A 16,869-nucleotide genomic window follows, 5' to 3' on the forward strand; every position below is an offset into this window, starting at 1 on the left:
TGCTCATTGAATGCACCTCCAATGATAGTGATTAAACATGAATGTCTTGTAACTCAACTTGCAATTCCTCTTCGGGGGTTACATACGCAAGTGACCATTGACCTGAAATCATCTTTTCGAAAACTCTCTCCACATCTTTCTCACTAACTGCCCTCACACGTTCTATGATTTCGTCCACGCTCTTGGCTTGAATGTCGTTTGCTAAATATTGAGTGTAAAGAGAGATAAGTGATGACGTGCTCTCAGTCAGAAGTTCAAGATATCCAAGTAAACGTTTTTTCCCATAGTCAAAGACCTTTTTTGTGAGTTTGAAATTCTTAAAGAGTGAGTAGAGTTCATCAACGAGTTTTCGAGCATTCTCAAAAGAAGTCGCAGCATATATCAGGAAAACTCCCCATTCTTTGCTCTGCAAATGCGATACACTGATATCGTAAACAAGAGCCTTCCTCTCCCTGATTTGTTCAAACAAAACGGAACTCATACCACTACCAAGTAACGTCTTAAGAACCATTGATGCGTAGATATTTTCCTCATCGACTAGCGATATCCCATCGTGAGCAAAGAGAAGATGAACCTGCTGCGTTTCTTTGAACTTGTCACAGACAATACCTATTTTGAGCTTGGAACTCTGTTTTGCTGTCTTGAAGCCTTCTACTAAGTTCAGCTCTTTAACAAGTTTTAAATCCTTTTCGTCAACGTGACCAGCAATGACGAGTTTCACATTGTAAGGTGAATACATCTCCGCGTGGAACTGTTCCAAGTCTTCCCTTTTAATATTCTTTATAGTTTCTTCCTTTCCAATTATCGATTTCGAATGTGGACCATCGATAAGCTCTTCAAAGAATTTGTTAAACAACCTTTGTTCGGGCACTTCCAAGTCGGAGTAGTATTCTTGAAGAATTATTTTTCTTTCAAGTTCAACGTTTCTCTCTGTGAACTCCGGTTCAAAAACAATTTCTCTCAGTATATTAAACGCCGTTTTGAAAAATGAAGAAGGGACCTTTGCATAATAAACCGTATCCTCTTTGTCAGTCCAGGCATTTAACAGTCCACCAACCTGCTCAATGGGAAACTTTATTTCTTTCAATGTTCGTTTCTTTGTCTTACGGAAGACCGTATGTTCAATAAAATGGGAAATTCCGAGTAAATGGTCCGGTTCATAGACCGGACCACTTCCAACGATAAAAGCAATTGTTGCTGATCTGACACCTGGTATTTCGTAATAGTAGATATTCTCTCCGAGTTTGACCATACGCTTATTCTTCAACCCTCCTAAGCTGGAATCTTCCGATTTCGTCTATGCTGATAATTTCTACTTTCACCCTATCTCCAACCTTGAAGGATGTAGGTTTCACGTTTCCTAATTTAGAGGCGTGCGCCAAACCTATCTTACCAGGTGCAATTTCAACAAAGATACCGTAGTTCTCAACCCTTGTTATCTTACCATCGTAAACATCACCAACAGAGATGTCACGGAACATATTCTGGATATAATCAATTGCTCCCTGCACCTTTTCTGGATCAACACCGCTGACAGTGACCTTTCCTGTCTCGTCATCTATAGAAATTTCAACATCGAACATTTTTATAATAGACTTAATTACCCTTCCACCAGGACCTATCAGTTCACCACTCCTGGTTGGGTCGATGTAGAACCATTTAATCCTTGGTGCATAAGGCGAAAGTTCTTTCCGTGGTTCAGAAATCGTCTCGTATAGTTTATCGAGTATGAACATCCTCGCCTCTTTTGCCTGGTAAAGGGCTGCTCTAAGTAATTCCTCACTCACGCCGGAAACTTTACAGTCCATTTGGAATGCCGTTATCCCATCTCTTGTTCCTGCAACCTTAAAGTCCATATCACCCCAGTGGTCTTCAAGCCCTATAATATCTGTTAATATGACTGATTTATCTCCTTCAAGAATCAACCCCATTGCAACACCTGCGACATGCTTTTTGATGGGAACTCCGGCATCCATCAAGGCAAGTGAAGCGGAACATACAGTTGCCATTGACGAAGAACCGTTGGATTCAAGAATTTCCGAAACGACCCTTATAACGTATGGAAATTCGTCTTCCGAAGGTATAACGGCTTTAACAGCCCTTTCTGCTAGATGTCCGTGCCCTATTTCTCTTCTGCTTAATCTTAAAGGTTTCACTTCACCTGTGGAGAACGGTGGGAAGTTATAGTGGAGCATAAATCTCTTTGTGCCTTCTTCGATTAGAGTATCGATTATTTGTTCTTCTGCTGGCGAACCGAGTGTCACAATACCAAGGCTCTGGGTCTCACCCCTTGTAAATAGTGCAGAACCGTGTGTCCTTGGAAGTAACCCAACTTCACAGCTGATAGGTCTTATATCCTTTGGTCCCCTTCCATCAGCCCTAAGACCACGCTCGATTATTATCTTTCTCATGAGCTTTTTGGATAGCTCATCATACTTTTCCTTCAACGGTAATTTATATTCTTCCTGTTCTTCTTCGCTTATGTTGTTCTCCTCGAAGAATTTTTGCACGATACTTTCGTAGTATTCATCAGCCAACTCCACACGTTCTTGTTTACCACGTGCAAAAATCCTCTTTTCTAATTCGTTCATATCCACATATTCCGCAAATTTTTCAACAAGTTCCACATTGTACTTTGGCTCTGGTAAAGGCATCTTCTCAACGTTGAATTCCCTGATAATTTCTTCCTGGAACGCTACAATTTCTTTTATAGCTTCATGGGCAACCATGAGTGCTTGTAACAACTCATCTTCGGTAACCTCTTTCGCCTCACCTTCGACCATAGTAATAGCATCCTTTGTACCCGCAACAACTATGTCAATTTTACTCCTTTCAAGTTGTTCAGCTGTTGGGAAGACAATGAACTGCCCATCCACATAACCAACCTGGACACCTGCAACAATGCCATCGAACGGTATTTTTGAAATATTCAAAGCCAACGACGCAGCAGATATACCAAGCACATCCGTTGGACAGTCCGGGTCTACGGAAAGTACCGTTACAATAACTTGAACCTCGTTTCTCAACGTCTTTGGAAAGAGCGGTCTTATCGGCCTGTCGATAAGTCTTGAGGAAAGTATCCCGCTTTCTGAAGGTTTACCTTCACGTTTGATAAAACCACCAGGAATTTTACCGGCAGCATAGAACTTTTCCAGGTACTCTACCGTTAACGGGACAAAATCGATGCCTTCAACTACGTTGTCCGAAACATTTGCAGTTGCTAGGACAACACTGTCACCAAACCTTGCCCAAATTGAACCTGCCGATTGTTTTGCTACCTTTCCGGTTTGAAACACCCACTCTTTTCCAAATAACACTTTTCGCCACTCTCGAAATGACATAGCCACACCTCCGATATTTTCTATTTGTGTTTTCAATTTTTCTCTTCAATCAAGTTATTTTACCACAGATTTTATGATTTTTGAATTATTAAATACAACCAAAAAGAAAGAAGTTCCGGAAAACCGGAACTTCTTTCTTTGTTGTTCTAAGTTAAGTTTGAAGTATTTTACTTTATCATTCCCTGGAATCCCATGAATGTAAGAGAAAGTAGAGAAGCCGTAATCATAGATATTGGAAGGTTAAGAAAGGGTCTTGGCACATCGTAAAGTTCAAGCCTTTCTCTGATACCTGAAAAGATAACGAGCGCCAGCAAAAATCCAAGACCTGCACCGAGTGCGTTAAAAATAGCCTCAAAGAAGGTGTATTTAGACAAGCTATTTACTATCGCCACACCCAATATGATACAGTTTGTTGTTATTAGCGGCAGGTAAATTCCCAACGCCTCGTAAAGTGCAGGACTGTTCTTTTTTAAAAATGCTTCAACAAACTGAACAAACGTCGCTATAACGAGTATAAACACGATGGTTCTTAAAAACTCCAGCTGAAATTTTATGAGCAACAAATCAAGACCCCAAGAAATGGCGGAAGACATAACCAATACGAATATAACTGCAAGCCCCATTCCAACGGCAGTAGAGGTCTTTCTCGAAACACCTAAGAATGGACAAATTCCCAAGAACCTAACAAACACGTAATTATTGACAAGCATTGCGGATAGCAAAATCAAGAACAATTTCATTTTGCTTCACCTACCTTTTGCTGAGCCTGTTGAACTTGTTGTGCTTGTTGTGCTTGAGCTACTCTCTTTGCTTTTTCCTGGCGATTAATCGAAATGGCTGCAAAAAGCGCAGCTAAAAGCCCGAGCGTCAAATAAGCACCTGGTGGTAGAATCATAACGAACATGTTGAATGCCTTACCCCAGGTCTCGATATCGAAAATCGTCCCGTTGCCCAAAAGTTCCCTAATACTTCCAAGCAAGGTAAGGCTAAGTGTGAAGCCAACACCCATGCCTAATCCGTCGAGCAACGAATCAACGACTCCGTGTTTTGAAGCGTACGCCTCCGCCCGTCCCATAATGACGCAGTTAACGACTATAAGAGGAATGAAAAGACCTAACGTTTTCCACAAATCGTATGTAAATGCATGCATTACCAAATCTACAATGGTAACGAATGTGGCAATTACCGTGATGAAAATTGGAATCCTTATCTTTTCTGGCACGGTCTTTCTAATGGCAGATATGACTATGTTTGACATAACAAGAACCGCTGTTGCAGCTAATCCCATTCCCAAACCATTTTTTGCACTCGTTGTTGTCGCAAGCGTCGGACACATTCCAAGAACTTGAACGTATGTTGGGTTCTCCTTTATTATCCCCTTAGTGAATTCCGAAATCTTAGAGGCCATCACATTTCACCCCCGAGATACTTTTCTTTAAGGAACTTGTACATCGCATTTAAAGAATTCACAACTGCCCTTGGAGTGATGGTTGCACCAGTCATCACATCAGATACCTTCACAACCCCTTCTTGTTTTGCCTCTTCTGGATCAATTCCTTGTTTTCCCGCATCCTTATCAACCTTTAAGCCGTTGCTAAGTCCCGTCTCCGGTATCGGGAAGAACCTCTTCTGCACATTGGGGTCGGCTATCTTTGCACCAAGTCCCGGGGTTTCTTGTGAATAATCAAGCACTTTAATAGCTTTTAACGACAATTCACCTGTGGTTTTATCAAGCTGGAATGCTGCCATCGTCACGACGTTTCCGCCGTAACCAACCGCATAACCGGTTAGCAGATAATACTTCGCACTATCTGTTTCAAACTCATACACAGGAGCTATAACTGTTCCTACACCATCAGTAAACAACACATTGCCCATTTCATTCCTTTTTGAAAGCACGATTTTCTTTATCTCATCAGCACTCACAATAGCATTCCCGTTCTCATCAGTTAGCAAACTCTCCATGGAAGAAATGACGTTCGCAAGTTCCGCTTCGGCTATTCTATCTTTCGTGATTGTGTAAACCAAACCGAGTGCAATTCCCGCAATTAATGTGTAAACCATCAACGTGATACTCATCTTCAGCATTTCACGTCTATTTTCTCTCATGCTTTCCGCCTCCCAAAAACCCTTGGCTGTGTGTGTCTATCGATTATGGGTACAAGGGCGTTCATAAGAAGTATCGACAAAGAAACGCCTTCCGGGTAGCCTCCGAAATACCTGATAAGCATCGTTACAACACCACAACCAAGACCGAATATAGCTTGTCCCTTAAGTGTCATCGGGCTGGTGACCATATCCGTTGCCATGAAGAGTGCACCAAGCATCAATCCACCAGATAACACGTGGAAGATAGGTGAACCAAACCTTTCTGGATTGATATTATAGAATATCGATGCGATGAGTAAGACACTACCAATATAAGTAGCGGGTATAACTACCTTAATTCTCCCTCTGAAAACCAAATAAAGGAAGCCTATAAACAGAAGAATAGCACTCGTTTCACCTATACATCCACCAACGTTTCCGAAAGCCAAATCAAGATAATTTGTGCTTTCCATAACCTTGCTGAATCCCTGTAATTTCAATATTGCAAGTGGTGTTGCTGTTGTTTGTGCGTCTGTATACCAACCACCGAACGATGCTATTGGCTTATACCATGTTGTCATGAAGGTTGGAAAAGAAACAAGCAAAAATACCCTTGCTGCAAGTGCTGGGTTGAAGATATTCTGACCAAGTCCACCGAACGCGTGCTTCACAATAGCAATAGCAAAGACCACACCTATAAGTAATACCCACCAAGGCGTTGCCACGCTGACGTTCAAAGCAAGCAACAACCCTGTGACCGCAGCACTACCATTTGGAACAAAATTCTTATCTTTCCTTAGCACCCTCATTATAAAAAGTTCAATCAATTCAGCACTAACCATACCAATGATAGATAGCACTAATGCGTACATCCCAAAGAAAAACGTAGCTGCAATTACAGCGGGCACCAAAGCAATTAGCACATCTATCATTATCTTCCTTGTTGAATCTTGCGTCCTTACATGTGGTGCCGATGTTGTTAGTAATTTTACATTCTTCATTTCTTACCACCTCGCAGTGTTCGGTAGACTTTCTTCGCGAGCTTTATCGACTTGACGTGTTCAACGTTAGCTGGACAGATGTAAGTACAAGAACCACATTCAATACAATCAAGCAAACCGATAGCTGCTGCCTCATCGTATTTTTTCTTTCTTGCAAGCAAATCAAGCAAATAAGGCTGTAGATTCATTGGACACACATAGACACAGTAAGAACACCTGATACAGTTCGTGCTTTCACGTTTTTGTTCCGGTATAACCGTAATACCGTTGTTTCCTTTCAAAAGAGGTGTATCCAAATTTGGAACAGGTATACCCATCATCGGTCCGCCCATTAACACTTTCAATTCGTTGTAACCTTCGGCAAACCCGTCTCCAAGCCTTTCAATAATCCACGATATCGGGGTTCCTATTCTAACCCACCAATTACCTTTCCTGTTCACACCCTCGCCTGTTAGTGTCATCCCGCGTTCAACCAGAGGTCTACCATCCACAACAGCCTGCTTTATTGCAACCATCGTACTGACATTTTGAACAACTACACCAACATCCATTGGTAAACCGCCACTTGGTACTTCCCTACCCGTAATTGCTTTTATCAATTGTTTTTCAGCGCCCTGAGGATACTTTGTCTTCAATGCGGCAACCTTTACCTTTCCTTTCCATTTTTTCTCGAGATGCTCAATAGCATCCTCCTTGTTGTACTCAATACCTATGTAAACTTCTTTGACACCTAAAATCTTCTTGGTAATCTCAATGCCTTCTAACAGTTCTTCATCCATCTCGAGCATTACTCTGTGGTCAATAGTAAGATACGGTTCACATTCCGCCCCGTTTATTATGAGTGTATCAACGGGTTTTGAAGGGTTCAGTTTCACATGTGTTGGGAACATCGCTCCTCCAAGTCCAACAACACCTGCTTTTTTTATCTGCTCGATAAGTTCTTCTTTTGATGCTGTTGTCCAATCCAGTTTAGGTAGTAATTCCCACTCATCCTCTCCCGTTCTTTCGATAGTTACAGCCTCAACAGCCATACCATGCACTGCGCTGTTGATTTTTGCTACGTTCGTCACAGTCCCTGTGACGGGAGAGTGTACATAAGCGGAAACAGGACCCTGCGGTTCCCCTATGACTTGCCCTGTTTTCACCTGCTGTCCAACTTCAACAACTACCTTTGCTGGTGCACCTACATGTTGCGCCATGAGCACAACAACTTTTTCTGGCAGTGGTGCAACTTGAATCTTTTCGTGTTCTGTTAACTTCTTCTCAGGTGGATGGACTCCTCCTTTAAACGTCAACAACTTCACTCACCACACCTCCCAGTGAAGAAAATACAAATCAATATCATATTTTTTATGTTTATTTGCAACCTATCGTATGAAATACAACAAAAAAGGAGGGTTAAGCAAAACCCCTTTCCAATGATATTATATACCCTTTTTGCAAGTTTTTAAAAGAGAATTTTTGTCTAATTTGTATGAATTTTCTTAGACCAAATGATAAACGAATCTATCTTCGTATTTAAAAACGATAAAATCTCTTTGGAGCAACTGCTTTCGTTTCAACCTTTCTGCTTTTGAATAGTCGAAAAACACTCTCAAATTTTTGTTCGGCAATATCTTCATACCAGTGACAACATCAAGCGGGATGCCTCGGTAGTAACCAAAGAACTTCAAAAGAGATATATTATACTTTGAACTGATAGCTTGAACAGCATTTAATATGACAGATTTCTCAACATACTGGGCAGGTACATAATCGATGGAAGATAGAACAGGTGGGAACTCTTTTGGCTTGCGGAACTCTATTTTGAATAGCTTCCCTGGGGTTTTAAACTCTAACTCATTAATCATTAGTTTATTTCCTAAAACCTCTGCATTTTTCACTTTTGAGCTATGTGCATCAGAACTAAATGTCTCAACATCCTCTACGTTCAGTTCATCTATATCAAAACGCAAATTCTGTGGCTCATTGAAAACAATCGTAGAATTGTTCGAATTTAAAGAATTAAAACCATCAAAAGAACCTACTTTTAGGTTTTGCTCACTCAAGCAAAACCCCTCAATATTTTGTTCTATGGAATCCTTTATATCTCTAACAGCGAAATTTTCATTCGTTTGGGGGAAAGAATAACCTTGGTATGAAACAGTTAGCGAAGAGTGTAAATCGTGAATACCTGGAACGTCGAATTTAAAACCTTCTATCCTTGCCGGAAAATTTACTTCGATGCTCTGAAATGCTGTTTCGACCACGATGTCAGGGCTTTTGTATCTCAAAAACCCGAGTTCCATTTTCAGTGTTTCAATTATTTCTCTTGCGATTCGCATACGTATTTCAACGCCTTTTCAACCCTATCGAAAGGTTCCAAGATATCTATCTTGGAGACGTAATCTAAAATTTTCTGAACAACACTATCATCAACCTTAGCGTTTTCTGGGAATGTAATCCTTATACTTTTGTTGTTGAAATTAACAACCGCTTCGTTGCCTTCCTTTTTCTCAGAAACAGGCTGTGGTAATAATGTTAACATAACCGTGTTCTTATCAAACAACAGAGTAGGGTCTTGGACAAGTATTAGCTCGGGCTTGTTCTCCAAGCGTTGAACCAACCCCTTCGCGATTATTTCTGTATGCAGGTAGTATTCCAAGGAACTTCCGTAGATGATTTCTTGTAGTTTGGTGGGCGTGACGGGTTCGGAGTATTTGAACTCAACAGGTATACCTAACTCGTTTATAACCAGCACCCCTCCAAGATGCTTACCATCTATGTTCATCACACTTAAGTAACCAATCATACTCTCACATCCAACATATGAGCTCCATCCTGTTTGATAATCTCTTTTTCATCTTTTTGTTCTTTTTTCTCCCCTGTACGTTGCCTTCCAACATATTCACCCTGGCTTCTACCCTCAGTGGCTGTTTTTACATGTTTTTGTTCTGCACCCTGAACATTAGTCGTACTGCGGAGCTGAGCTTGTGTTTTCCTTTCAACGCTTTGGGCACTATGTGCCGCAGCTGCTTGTGCAGCGTATTGTTGCAAACTGACCATATGGGAACTATCGTGGCTCACTCTTAAAATAATCGTTTGATTTTGAATCCCACTGATTGGTTCAGCCATGGTCTTCACCTCGAAATACTCATCGATACAACTCTATTCTCGGCTATCTTTATTGCCAGTCTTACTCTTTGATGATTCCATCTCTTCTTCTACCTCGAGCATCTTCCTGAGCTTTGAAAGAATTGCGCCGATGATTTGGGACACCCTAGATTCGGTCACACCAAGCACAGCAGCAATTTCTTTTAAAGATAAGTCGTGCTCAAATCTCAACGAAAGGATAAGTTTCTCTTTCTCATCCAATTTATTTATCGACTCAACGAGCTGTTCATAAAGTATAGATTTCCAAGCTTTCTCTTTAACATCCTCACTACTTGGAACCTCATAGTAATTCGATAAGTCCGAACTTTCATCATCTACACCAAATAGATATTCATCCAAATTTACATACTGTTTCAACAACAGTTCATTGTAAGTTTGTTCCACTTCTTCAACACTCATGCCCAAAATTTCAGCAAGTTCCTCATACGTAGGCAACCTCTGGTGCTTAACATAGAATTCCGCAATTTCATTATCAAGCCTCTTTATATCCTGTCTCACATTTTTGGGCAAATAATCTAATTTTCTTAGATAATCTATCATAGCACCTTTTATACGCGTGTAAACGTATGTCTTGAACGTGGCTCCGTGACGTGGGTCGTATTTATCTACTGCCTGTAGCAAGGCCACAACCCCTTCTTGTATAAGGTCGTCGATTTCCACGTTGTGCGGTAAATTCACCTTCAAATCCCTTGCCAAACGTGTGACAAGTGGCAAATATTCCTTAACAATAGCATCTTTGTTGAGAATCAAATCTCAGCAACCTCCACAGAATCTCCTGTTTTAACTTTTCGAATAAGTAACTTTCCAGTTTCAATATCGTACTCTATACTCCTTGCTTTGCTCCCTCCGGTGTCTTCCGCTAACAACTTAATTCCAAGCCTTTGCAAAGTACCTTTAACTGCTTCAACGTTTCTTGCGCCTATATCCATCGCCGATTGGAACATCGATGCGCCACCTGCGATTTTTGCTTCCAACCGTGAACGCGATGCACCCATTTTTACTAATTCTTCAACCACCAAGCTAACACCCGTATCAGCAAATTTACCAGGTGTATTCGTTGGTCTACCTCCACTGTCTGGAAGCATCACATGGACCATTCCACCCACTTTGGCAACAGGGTCACGAATGCAAACTCCTACACATGACCCAAGCCCCAAAGTAACCAAAATTGCAGGATTTTTTTCAACTGCCCATTCTCCAATTCCGATTATGACTTTTTTCTTCATATTGTCACATCCCCAACGCCTTTAGAAGTTTCTCAAGAGAATCTACAGAAGGCACTAACAGTAAGTAACCTTGGAGTGCTTCCTCTAATCCTTCTATCTCTATAAGTGTTTCAACAAGAAGTATATTTTCCTCACCTGCCAGTGCAAGTGGTATCGAAATTTCAGAGATTATAGCACTTATCATGTCAACTATCAATTCAGGTGGTTCCGGATTTATGAAGAGATTGGTAAATCCAGCGAGTGCCGTTATATAAGAACCGCACATAATATTACCAATCTCTTTCATCATTGAAGATGTGAACTCATCCATCTCCGTTATGTCAGCTATTTCCATCCCAGTTAGAACTTTTGCCAGCATTTTCACAGTTTTCGGGTCAAAGACCAAAAGTATCTCACCAGTCATGTCTTCTTTGAGTTCCATTTTCACTGAGCAAACCACTTCTTCAGGATTTTCGAAAAGAAAAGGTATCTTGGAAATAGGTATCACCTTTACCTGAGGGACTGAAATTTCTACTTTTTTGTCAAGCATCATGGACAGCGCTGTAGCTGCGTTACCAGTGCCTATATTCCCTACTTCTTTAATTGCATCCAGTTGAGCTTCGTTGAGTTTTTCCAGCATCACCTTTCCTCCCTTCGAAACTACTTCTTATTTGACAACCTTCATCTTAATTTCTTTTTGGAATATAAACCTCACAAGTGACTTCTCCAAAGCAGGTGGTACATCGAGGAACTGGACCCCGTACATAAATCCCTCATCTGTTTGCGCGTCTTGTCTGACAATCTTCGATTTCTGCTTGTTTAACGCGAGCTCGTTGTCAAGCTTTAAATCAACATATATTATATCACCCATCTTCAAATATTTCTTCGTCACCATCAGCATCCCGCCTGCACTAATGTTGCGTGTGGTAAATGCATAAGACTCCGCATCTGGTTCATCAGAGAGATAGAACCGCCCTTCCAGGTAAAGAGGTATCCTAACGAACTTTCTCCTTTCCGTTTTTCGCACAGTTTCAGGGAACGGAACGGGTATAACATAGATATTGTCACGCTTGATAACCCCAAGAGAAATGGTATCGAATTCATAAATCGAAGACCGGTCAAATAAGTTGACCGTCATACGAACGCCTTTGGGTATAGGTATAAATCTACCCTTATAAGAAGGAATCGAAAGAAAAAGGATGCGTCTTGCTAAATCTATATCAACAACGTTGCTCTTGTATTCACCTTCGAGCTCTTTTACCATTGTTATCCTTACCAACGCTGGTAGTCCTATTTTTAAAGCCTTTTCAGCGTCGATCAATTCCACGTATGCCATCAGATAACCTCTCCTATACTTTTGTATTTTTCAACAAGCTTCAACCAAAAGGCATCAGGATTTGGAATATAAATACCGTATCTATAACATTCTTCTTCTTCAACTGACCACATCACATTTCCTTCAACAGTTTTGTCATTGTTACCTTTGAGTTTAAGTTCGACATTTTCTCTCACTCTTGGCTTGAACTCAGAAATCACCTGGCAACCGTTTTCGGAAACATCAATAATCAAAGAATTAAAACCGTATATCGAACAAGCTTCAAAAGCTGCGTAACGTGGTTTTGAGCGCCTTTGTAAAATCCCTGCCTTTCCTAAAGCCACATATTCATATATTCCTTCCTCGTGACCTGACAATTTACCTATAACTGAAAGTACGAAACCTTCTATGGGTATATCTACCCTCAAAACTTCTGGTACCGATGCGAAGGAAAGAAAAGAGACCTTTATGCTTTTTCCTTTTAATTCTTTCAATCTTACGAGCAATTCTCCATCCTTTGAAAAACCTCTGAGCACCGCACCAGCCAAGTTAGCATTCACATATTCTTCCAGCGTCACTTATTATCACCCCTGAAGAACCTCAAGAACTTCTGTATTAGCGTGTCTTCTTCTACTTTTTTCACTTCACCTTTCAACAAATACGAAGCTATACGCATAATTGAAAACGATGGTTGTATACTTCTGTACCTTAAAGCAAACAACTGACGGTCAAGGATGCTTTTTACCACAAGTGGGTGTTCTTTTATCATAGTAACTGACGAAACCTTGTTCCCAATGAATTTTTCCACGACTTCGGAAAAACGTTCCATAAGACTTGTCGCTTCTTTTATATTTAGAACCATATTCGCCACAATGTGTATATCCTCACCTTTTATTCCCTTTATGCTAAGTAACTTTACCATCGTATAAGTGTTAACAACGGATGTTGGTTCTGGTGTGGTAAGAACAATAAATTTATCAACCAGAGCTAAAAACGGCATATACGAATTTGAAAATCCCGGTGGCATATCCATAAAGACGATATCGTAATTTTCAAGAAGCTTCAGAAAACTTGTTGCAAAGTCTTTGATAACAAACTCATTCATCGCAAGTAGGTCGGACACATCACCGCCCAATGAGATAAGGTCAACTCCATAACTTGTCGGTGTTATCAATTCTTGAACATCGCACTTGTGATTCACAAAATCTTTTATAGAGTGTTTTGGATAAACCCCAAGTAATATATCGGCGTTAGTGAACCCTACATCTGTGTCGAGCAGCAACACCTTCTTACCATTTTCAGCGACTACCGCTGCCAAATTCGTTGCAACGAGTGTCTTTCCAACGCCACCTTTTCCACTTATGACAGCTACGATATCACTTCTTTTAAGACTACTTGCTTGATCTTGCATCTTTCAACACCTCACGTGCAAGAAGAACAGCTAACTCTCTGCTGTTCGCTTCCATTATATCATCTGGCACGCGCTGTCCATTTGTTATATATGCAATTGGAACGTTTAAAAATGTAGGCACATTTACAAAATGTCCGTAAGAAGATGTTTCATCCATCTTTGAAAGTATGACATGTGTAGGGGAAACTATCGAGAATCTGTTAGTTATTTCCTTAACGTCTTCCGACCTGTATTGCATACCTACTATCAAGAAAACGAGGTCAGGGTCAACAACCTCAGCCATTGCTTTTATCTCTGTCATATGCAGTTCGTTTTTCTGGCTTCTACCTGCTGAATCGATGAGGATAACATCGTAATCTGATAGTGCCTCGACCTCTAACTTTGCCTCCTTTGGCGTGTACGCTACTCTGATAGGCACATCAAGAAGCATTGCGTACGTCTTTAACTGGTCAACAGCGGCTATCCTGTAAGTATCAAGTGTGATAATACCTACGCGTTTGTGGTCACTAAGCTTTAATTTCGCAGCCAATTTTGCCAAAGTGGTGGTCTTGCCAACACCTGTCGGCCCAACAAAGAGAACTTTTCCTTTTATATCAGGCACAGATGTGTTTAAAAAGGGCAGGAACATTTCAGAAAGTATCAGCCTTGTGTTATCGTTACTAAAATCAAGTTCTTGATACTTGACTCTGGCATACTCTATAACCTTTTCTGCAATCTCTTCGTCGATATCTTGCTTTTCTAATGCTTTTCTCAAATCCTGCACCCACTGCGGTTCATTCGCTCTTTGTGATGCCACCATTGATTTTAATTCCAGCATCATTCTCTTAAGCTCTGTCAAATCTTCTGAAGAATGCTGTGGTGGTTGTTTTGTCTTAGAAAGTATCTCCTGAAGTTTGTAAATCTGCCCCTTTTCCTCGGTCTGAGGCACTTTCTTTTCTTCAACGGCTGCCGTTACTTCAAGATAAGTCTTGGCACCTATCCCAAGGAACCCGCCTTTTTTTACCTTTCGTGTGCTTAATATAACCGCATCTTTTCCCAGCTCAACTCTTATTTTTTCAAAAGCCTCTTTGATATCAGTCACCAGATACTTTTTCACAATCATATCCTCACCACACCCTCGATTGAAAGGTTAACATCTTCAGGAACTTCTTCAAACGCTATAACTGTGATGCCTGGTATGAACCTGAGCACCATTCTTGCAAGGTAAGGACGGATAGCCCCTGAGACTACGAGAATTGGTGAATATCCTTTCCTCATGAGTTGTTCTAATTCCTGGGAAATCTTCTCTATAATCTCCCTCATAATTTGTGGGTTGACGCTTAGATATCTACCTTCATCGCTCTCCGAAATCGATTCGGTAAGAATTCTTTCTAATTCACTATCAAGCGCAACTGCATGAATTTGCTTGTCTTGGCTTAACAACTTACTCGCAATCTGCCTTTTCAGTCCCCTTCTTACGTATTCCACTAAACTTTCAACATCCCTAGCCCTTTCAGCGTTGTCAAGGATGAGTTCAAAAATGAATGGTAAGTTCCTTATCGACACACTTTCACGTAACAACTCTTGTAAAACCTTCTTTACCACCGTGGGTTTCACAACGTTAAAGACATCATCCACCAATCTATCAAATTTGTTCCTTAGACCATCGACGAGGAGCTGGAACTCTCTATTGCCAAGTAACTCAGGTGCATACCTTCGCAGGATTTCAGTTACGTGCGTTGCGAAAACCGTTGGTGGGTCAACAACCGTGTAACCTTTCTGAATCGCTTCGTCTTTCTTAGACTCATCTATCCAAAACGCTTGCAACCCAAAAGCAGGCTCTTTGACCTCTATACCCGGTATGCGTTCAGTGATGAAACCCGGGTTGATTGCAAGCAATCTGTTTGGAAAGAGCTCATACCTTGTAACTTCCGCACCACGTATATAGACCGCGTATTCGTTTGGCTTTAGTAAGACACTGTCCCTGACCCTTATAGGTGAAAGAACAAGACCTAATTCTTGAGCAAGTTGCCTACGTATCATTGTCAGACGTTCCAACATATCTCCACCTTGGGACAAATCAGCCAACGGTAAAAGCCCGTATCCGATGTTTATTTCTACAGTATCCGCCTGCAATACTTCTGCTACTTCCTCAGGAGTTGAAAGTACAGGACCTGTGGGCACACCACTTGGTGGTCCACCTGCTACGCCGGGAGCACCCGCCACACCCGGTTGCACTTGTGGCTGTACTTCTTCTTTTATCATGATTCCAACGACCAAAAACATGCCACCTATGAGCAAGCTTGTGAACGTTGGAAGCGGGGTAAACAATCCAAGAAATATAATCACAACACCTGTGAGTATGATGACTTTCTTTTCTCCGGAAAGTTCTTTTATCAGCTCTGTTCCAAGATTATCTTTTGTCGCACTCCTTGAAACGATAATACCGGTAGCGGTCGATACCATCAACGCAGGTATCTGCGATACCAGTCCATCTCCAACTGTGTAGAGCAAAAACGTCTTGGCTGCATCTGCAAAACCCAAGCGGTGCATCAACACACCTATTATTATACCACCAATGCTATTAACTAACGTTATAATTATACTCGCTATCGCATCTCCTCGGACAAATTTCGAGGCACCGTCCATTGCACCGTAGAAATCCGCTTCCCGTCTTATTTCTTCTCTGCGTCTTCTCGCTTCTTCTTCCGTTATCAATCCAGCGTTCAAATCAGCATCAACACTCATCTGTTTTCCCGGCATAGCATCGAGTGTGAACCTTGCAGCGACTTCAGCAATCCTTTCAGAACCACGTGTAATAACAATAAACTGAATTATCACAAGTATCAAAAACACAACGATACCAACAACGTAGTTTCCGCCTACAACAAAATTACCGAAAGTTTGTATGACCTTTCCTCCAAACTTCGGTCCTTCAAGTAAGATAGCCCTTGTCGATGCCACATTCAAAGCTAATCGGAATATCGTCACAATCAATAGCAACGTTGGGAAAGAAGCAAGCTCAAGTGCATGAGTGATGTACATTGTGGAGAAGAGAATAACCAAAGATATTGATATATTAAGTAACTGGAAAAAATCCAGCAAAAAATCCGGAATTGGTATTATCATCAAAAGCACCATCGCAACAATTAACAACGCTACTGCAACATCTGCTTTCACCTTATCACCTCAACTAATCGAGACTTTCCGGTTGTTCCTTTTCTGAGTCAAAGTTTAAAAAATTATCTATTCAAGCTGTATTTTAAATCTTCTAAAAATTTCCAAAAATTTTTTGAACGATTTCCAGACTTCAATGGTCTAATATTATAGAGAACGAAGAAAAAGAAATTCGATTTTCGAAAGTATACCGTAACAA

The 16,869-nt window shown here is 41.0% G+C and carries 18 protein-coding genes; all 18 read right to left on the reverse strand.

Features of this window, described 5'->3' with window-relative positions; all coding sequences use genetic code 11:
• Positions 1 to 31: 31 nt before the first annotated feature.
• Positions 32 to 1,267, reverse strand: a complete 1,236-nt coding sequence (locus AC3M61_RS00975) for a M16 family metallopeptidase (RefSeq protein WP_500779070.1) — start codon at positions 1,265 to 1,267, stop codon at positions 32 to 34.
• Positions 1,257 to 3,341, reverse strand: a complete 2,085-nt coding sequence (locus AC3M61_RS00980; RefSeq protein WP_500779071.1) for a polyribonucleotide nucleotidyltransferase — start codon at positions 3,339 to 3,341, stop codon at positions 1,257 to 1,259. Before AC3M61_RS00980 ends, AC3M61_RS00975 begins: the two co-directional genes overlap by 11 nt.
• Positions 3,342 to 3,508: 167 nt before the next feature.
• Positions 3,509 to 4,081 (reverse strand): electron transport complex protein RnfA, encoded by a 573-nt coding sequence (locus tag AC3M61_RS00985; RefSeq protein ID WP_500779072.1) that lies wholly within the window; start codon positions 4,079 to 4,081, stop codon positions 3,509 to 3,511.
• Complete coding sequence (rsxE, locus tag AC3M61_RS00990) at positions 4,078 to 4,749, reverse strand: electron transport complex subunit RsxE (protein ID WP_500779073.1); 672 nt, start codon at positions 4,747 to 4,749, stop codon at positions 4,078 to 4,080. Before rsxE ends, AC3M61_RS00985 begins: the two co-directional genes overlap by 4 nt.
• Positions 4,749 to 5,450, reverse strand: a complete 702-nt coding sequence (locus tag AC3M61_RS00995; RefSeq protein WP_500779074.1) for an RnfABCDGE type electron transport complex subunit G — start codon at positions 5,448 to 5,450, stop codon at positions 4,749 to 4,751. Before AC3M61_RS00995 ends, rsxE begins: the two co-directional genes overlap by 1 nt.
• The gene (locus AC3M61_RS01000) at positions 5,447 to 6,430 is read right to left on the reverse strand and encodes an RnfABCDGE type electron transport complex subunit D (RefSeq protein WP_500779075.1); all 984 of its coding nucleotides are present in this window, start codon (positions 6,428 to 6,430) and stop codon (positions 5,447 to 5,449) included. The genes AC3M61_RS00995 and AC3M61_RS01000 overlap by 4 nt, the downstream gene beginning before the upstream one ends.
• Positions 6,427 to 7,734, reverse strand: coding sequence for an electron transport complex subunit RsxC (gene rsxC / locus AC3M61_RS01005; RefSeq protein ID WP_500779076.1), 1,308 nt, complete (start codon positions 7,732 to 7,734; stop codon positions 6,427 to 6,429). Before rsxC ends, AC3M61_RS01000 begins: the two co-directional genes overlap by 4 nt.
• A 180-nt stretch (positions 7,735 to 7,914) precedes the next feature.
• Positions 7,915 to 8,754 (reverse strand): hypothetical protein, encoded by an 840-nt coding sequence (locus AC3M61_RS01010; protein WP_500779077.1) that lies wholly within the window; start codon positions 8,752 to 8,754, stop codon positions 7,915 to 7,917.
• On the reverse strand, positions 8,733 to 9,221 hold the full coding sequence (locus tag AC3M61_RS01015; RefSeq protein WP_500779078.1) for a hypothetical protein: 489 nt from the start codon (positions 9,219 to 9,221) through the stop codon (positions 8,733 to 8,735). Before AC3M61_RS01015 ends, AC3M61_RS01010 begins: the two co-directional genes overlap by 22 nt.
• Positions 9,218 to 9,544: a hypothetical protein gene (locus AC3M61_RS01020; RefSeq protein ID WP_500779079.1), complete on the reverse strand. Its 327-nt coding sequence runs from the start codon at positions 9,542 to 9,544 to the stop codon at positions 9,218 to 9,220. Before AC3M61_RS01020 ends, AC3M61_RS01015 begins: the two co-directional genes overlap by 4 nt.
• Positions 9,545 to 9,577: 33 nt before the next feature.
• Positions 9,578 to 10,333, reverse strand: coding sequence for a FliA/WhiG family RNA polymerase sigma factor (locus tag AC3M61_RS01025; protein ID WP_500779080.1), 756 nt, complete (start codon positions 10,331 to 10,333; stop codon positions 9,578 to 9,580).
• Positions 10,330 to 10,809: a chemoreceptor glutamine deamidase/glutamate methylesterase CheD gene (gene cheD / locus AC3M61_RS01030; RefSeq protein ID WP_500779081.1), complete on the reverse strand. Its 480-nt coding sequence runs from the start codon at positions 10,807 to 10,809 to the stop codon at positions 10,330 to 10,332. Before cheD ends, AC3M61_RS01025 begins: the two co-directional genes overlap by 4 nt.
• Positions 10,810 to 10,813: 4 nt before the next feature.
• Positions 10,814 to 11,428, reverse strand: coding sequence for a CheY-P phosphatase CheC (cheC, locus tag AC3M61_RS01035; protein WP_500779082.1), 615 nt, complete (start codon positions 11,426 to 11,428; stop codon positions 10,814 to 10,816).
• 27 nt (positions 11,429 to 11,455) lie between these two features.
• Positions 11,456 to 12,124, reverse strand: a complete 669-nt coding sequence (locus AC3M61_RS01040; protein WP_500779083.1) for a flagellar brake protein — start codon at positions 12,122 to 12,124, stop codon at positions 11,456 to 11,458.
• Complete coding sequence (locus tag AC3M61_RS01045) at positions 12,124 to 12,681, reverse strand: PilZ domain-containing protein (protein ID WP_500779084.1); 558 nt, start codon at positions 12,679 to 12,681, stop codon at positions 12,124 to 12,126. Before AC3M61_RS01045 ends, AC3M61_RS01040 begins: the two co-directional genes overlap by 1 nt.
• On the reverse strand, positions 12,678 to 13,514 hold the full coding sequence (locus tag AC3M61_RS01050; protein WP_500779085.1) for a P-loop NTPase: 837 nt from the start codon (positions 13,512 to 13,514) through the stop codon (positions 12,678 to 12,680). The genes AC3M61_RS01045 and AC3M61_RS01050 overlap by 4 nt, the downstream gene beginning before the upstream one ends.
• The gene (gene flhF / locus AC3M61_RS01055; RefSeq protein ID WP_500779086.1) at positions 13,495 to 14,616 is read right to left on the reverse strand and encodes a flagellar biosynthesis GTPase FlhF; all 1,122 of its coding nucleotides are present in this window, start codon (positions 14,614 to 14,616) and stop codon (positions 13,495 to 13,497) included. Before flhF ends, AC3M61_RS01050 begins: the two co-directional genes overlap by 20 nt.
• Entirely contained in the window at positions 14,613 to 16,673 is a 2,061-nt protein-coding gene (flhA, locus tag AC3M61_RS01060) for a flagellar biosynthesis protein FlhA (RefSeq protein ID WP_500779087.1), read from the reverse strand. Before flhA ends, flhF begins: the two co-directional genes overlap by 4 nt.
• Positions 16,674 to 16,869: the final 196 nt, after the last annotated feature.

It is taken from the genome of Fervidobacterium sp. (assembly GCF_059913585.1).

Excerpts from the sequence above, each read along its gene's own strand:
- rsxE (WP_500779073.1), bottom strand. The coding sequence starts at position 4,749 with ATGGCCTCTAAGATTTCGGAATTCACTAAGGGGATAATAAAGGAGAAC.
- AC3M61_RS01000 (WP_500779075.1), bottom strand. The coding sequence starts at position 6,430 with ATGAAGAATGTAAAATTACTAACAACATCGGCACCACATGTAAGGACG.
- AC3M61_RS00995 (WP_500779074.1), bottom strand. The coding sequence starts at position 5,450 with ATGAGAGAAAATAGACGTGAAATGCTGAAGATGAGTATCACGTTGATG.
- AC3M61_RS01015 (WP_500779078.1), bottom strand. The coding sequence starts at position 9,221 with ATGATTGGTTACTTAAGTGTGATGAACATAGATGGTAAGCATCTTGGA.
- AC3M61_RS01020 (WP_500779079.1), bottom strand. The coding sequence starts at position 9,544 with ATGGCTGAACCAATCAGTGGGATTCAAAATCAAACGATTATTTTAAGA.
- AC3M61_RS00980 (WP_500779071.1), bottom strand. The coding sequence starts at position 3,341 with ATGTCATTTCGAGAGTGGCGAAAAGTGTTATTTGGAAAAGAGTGGGTG.
- AC3M61_RS01040 (WP_500779083.1), bottom strand. The coding sequence starts at position 12,124 with ATGGCATACGTGGAATTGATCGACGCTGAAAAGGCTTTAAAAATAGGA.
- AC3M61_RS01010 (WP_500779077.1), bottom strand. The coding sequence starts at position 8,754 with ATGCGAATCGCAAGAGAAATAATTGAAACACTGAAAATGGAACTCGGG.
- AC3M61_RS00985 (WP_500779072.1), bottom strand. The coding sequence starts at position 4,081 with ATGAAATTGTTCTTGATTTTGCTATCCGCAATGCTTGTCAATAATTAC.
- cheD (WP_500779081.1), bottom strand. The coding sequence starts at position 10,809 with ATGAAGAAAAAAGTCATAATCGGAATTGGAGAATGGGCAGTTGAAAAA.
- AC3M61_RS01050 (WP_500779085.1), bottom strand. The coding sequence starts at position 13,514 with ATGCAAGATCAAGCAAGTAGTCTTAAAAGAAGTGATATCGTAGCTGTC.
- flhF (WP_500779086.1), bottom strand. The coding sequence starts at position 14,616 with ATGATTGTGAAAAAGTATCTGGTGACTGATATCAAAGAGGCTTTTGAA.
- cheC (WP_500779082.1), bottom strand. The coding sequence starts at position 11,428 with ATGCTGGAAAAACTCAACGAAGCTCAACTGGATGCAATTAAAGAAGTA.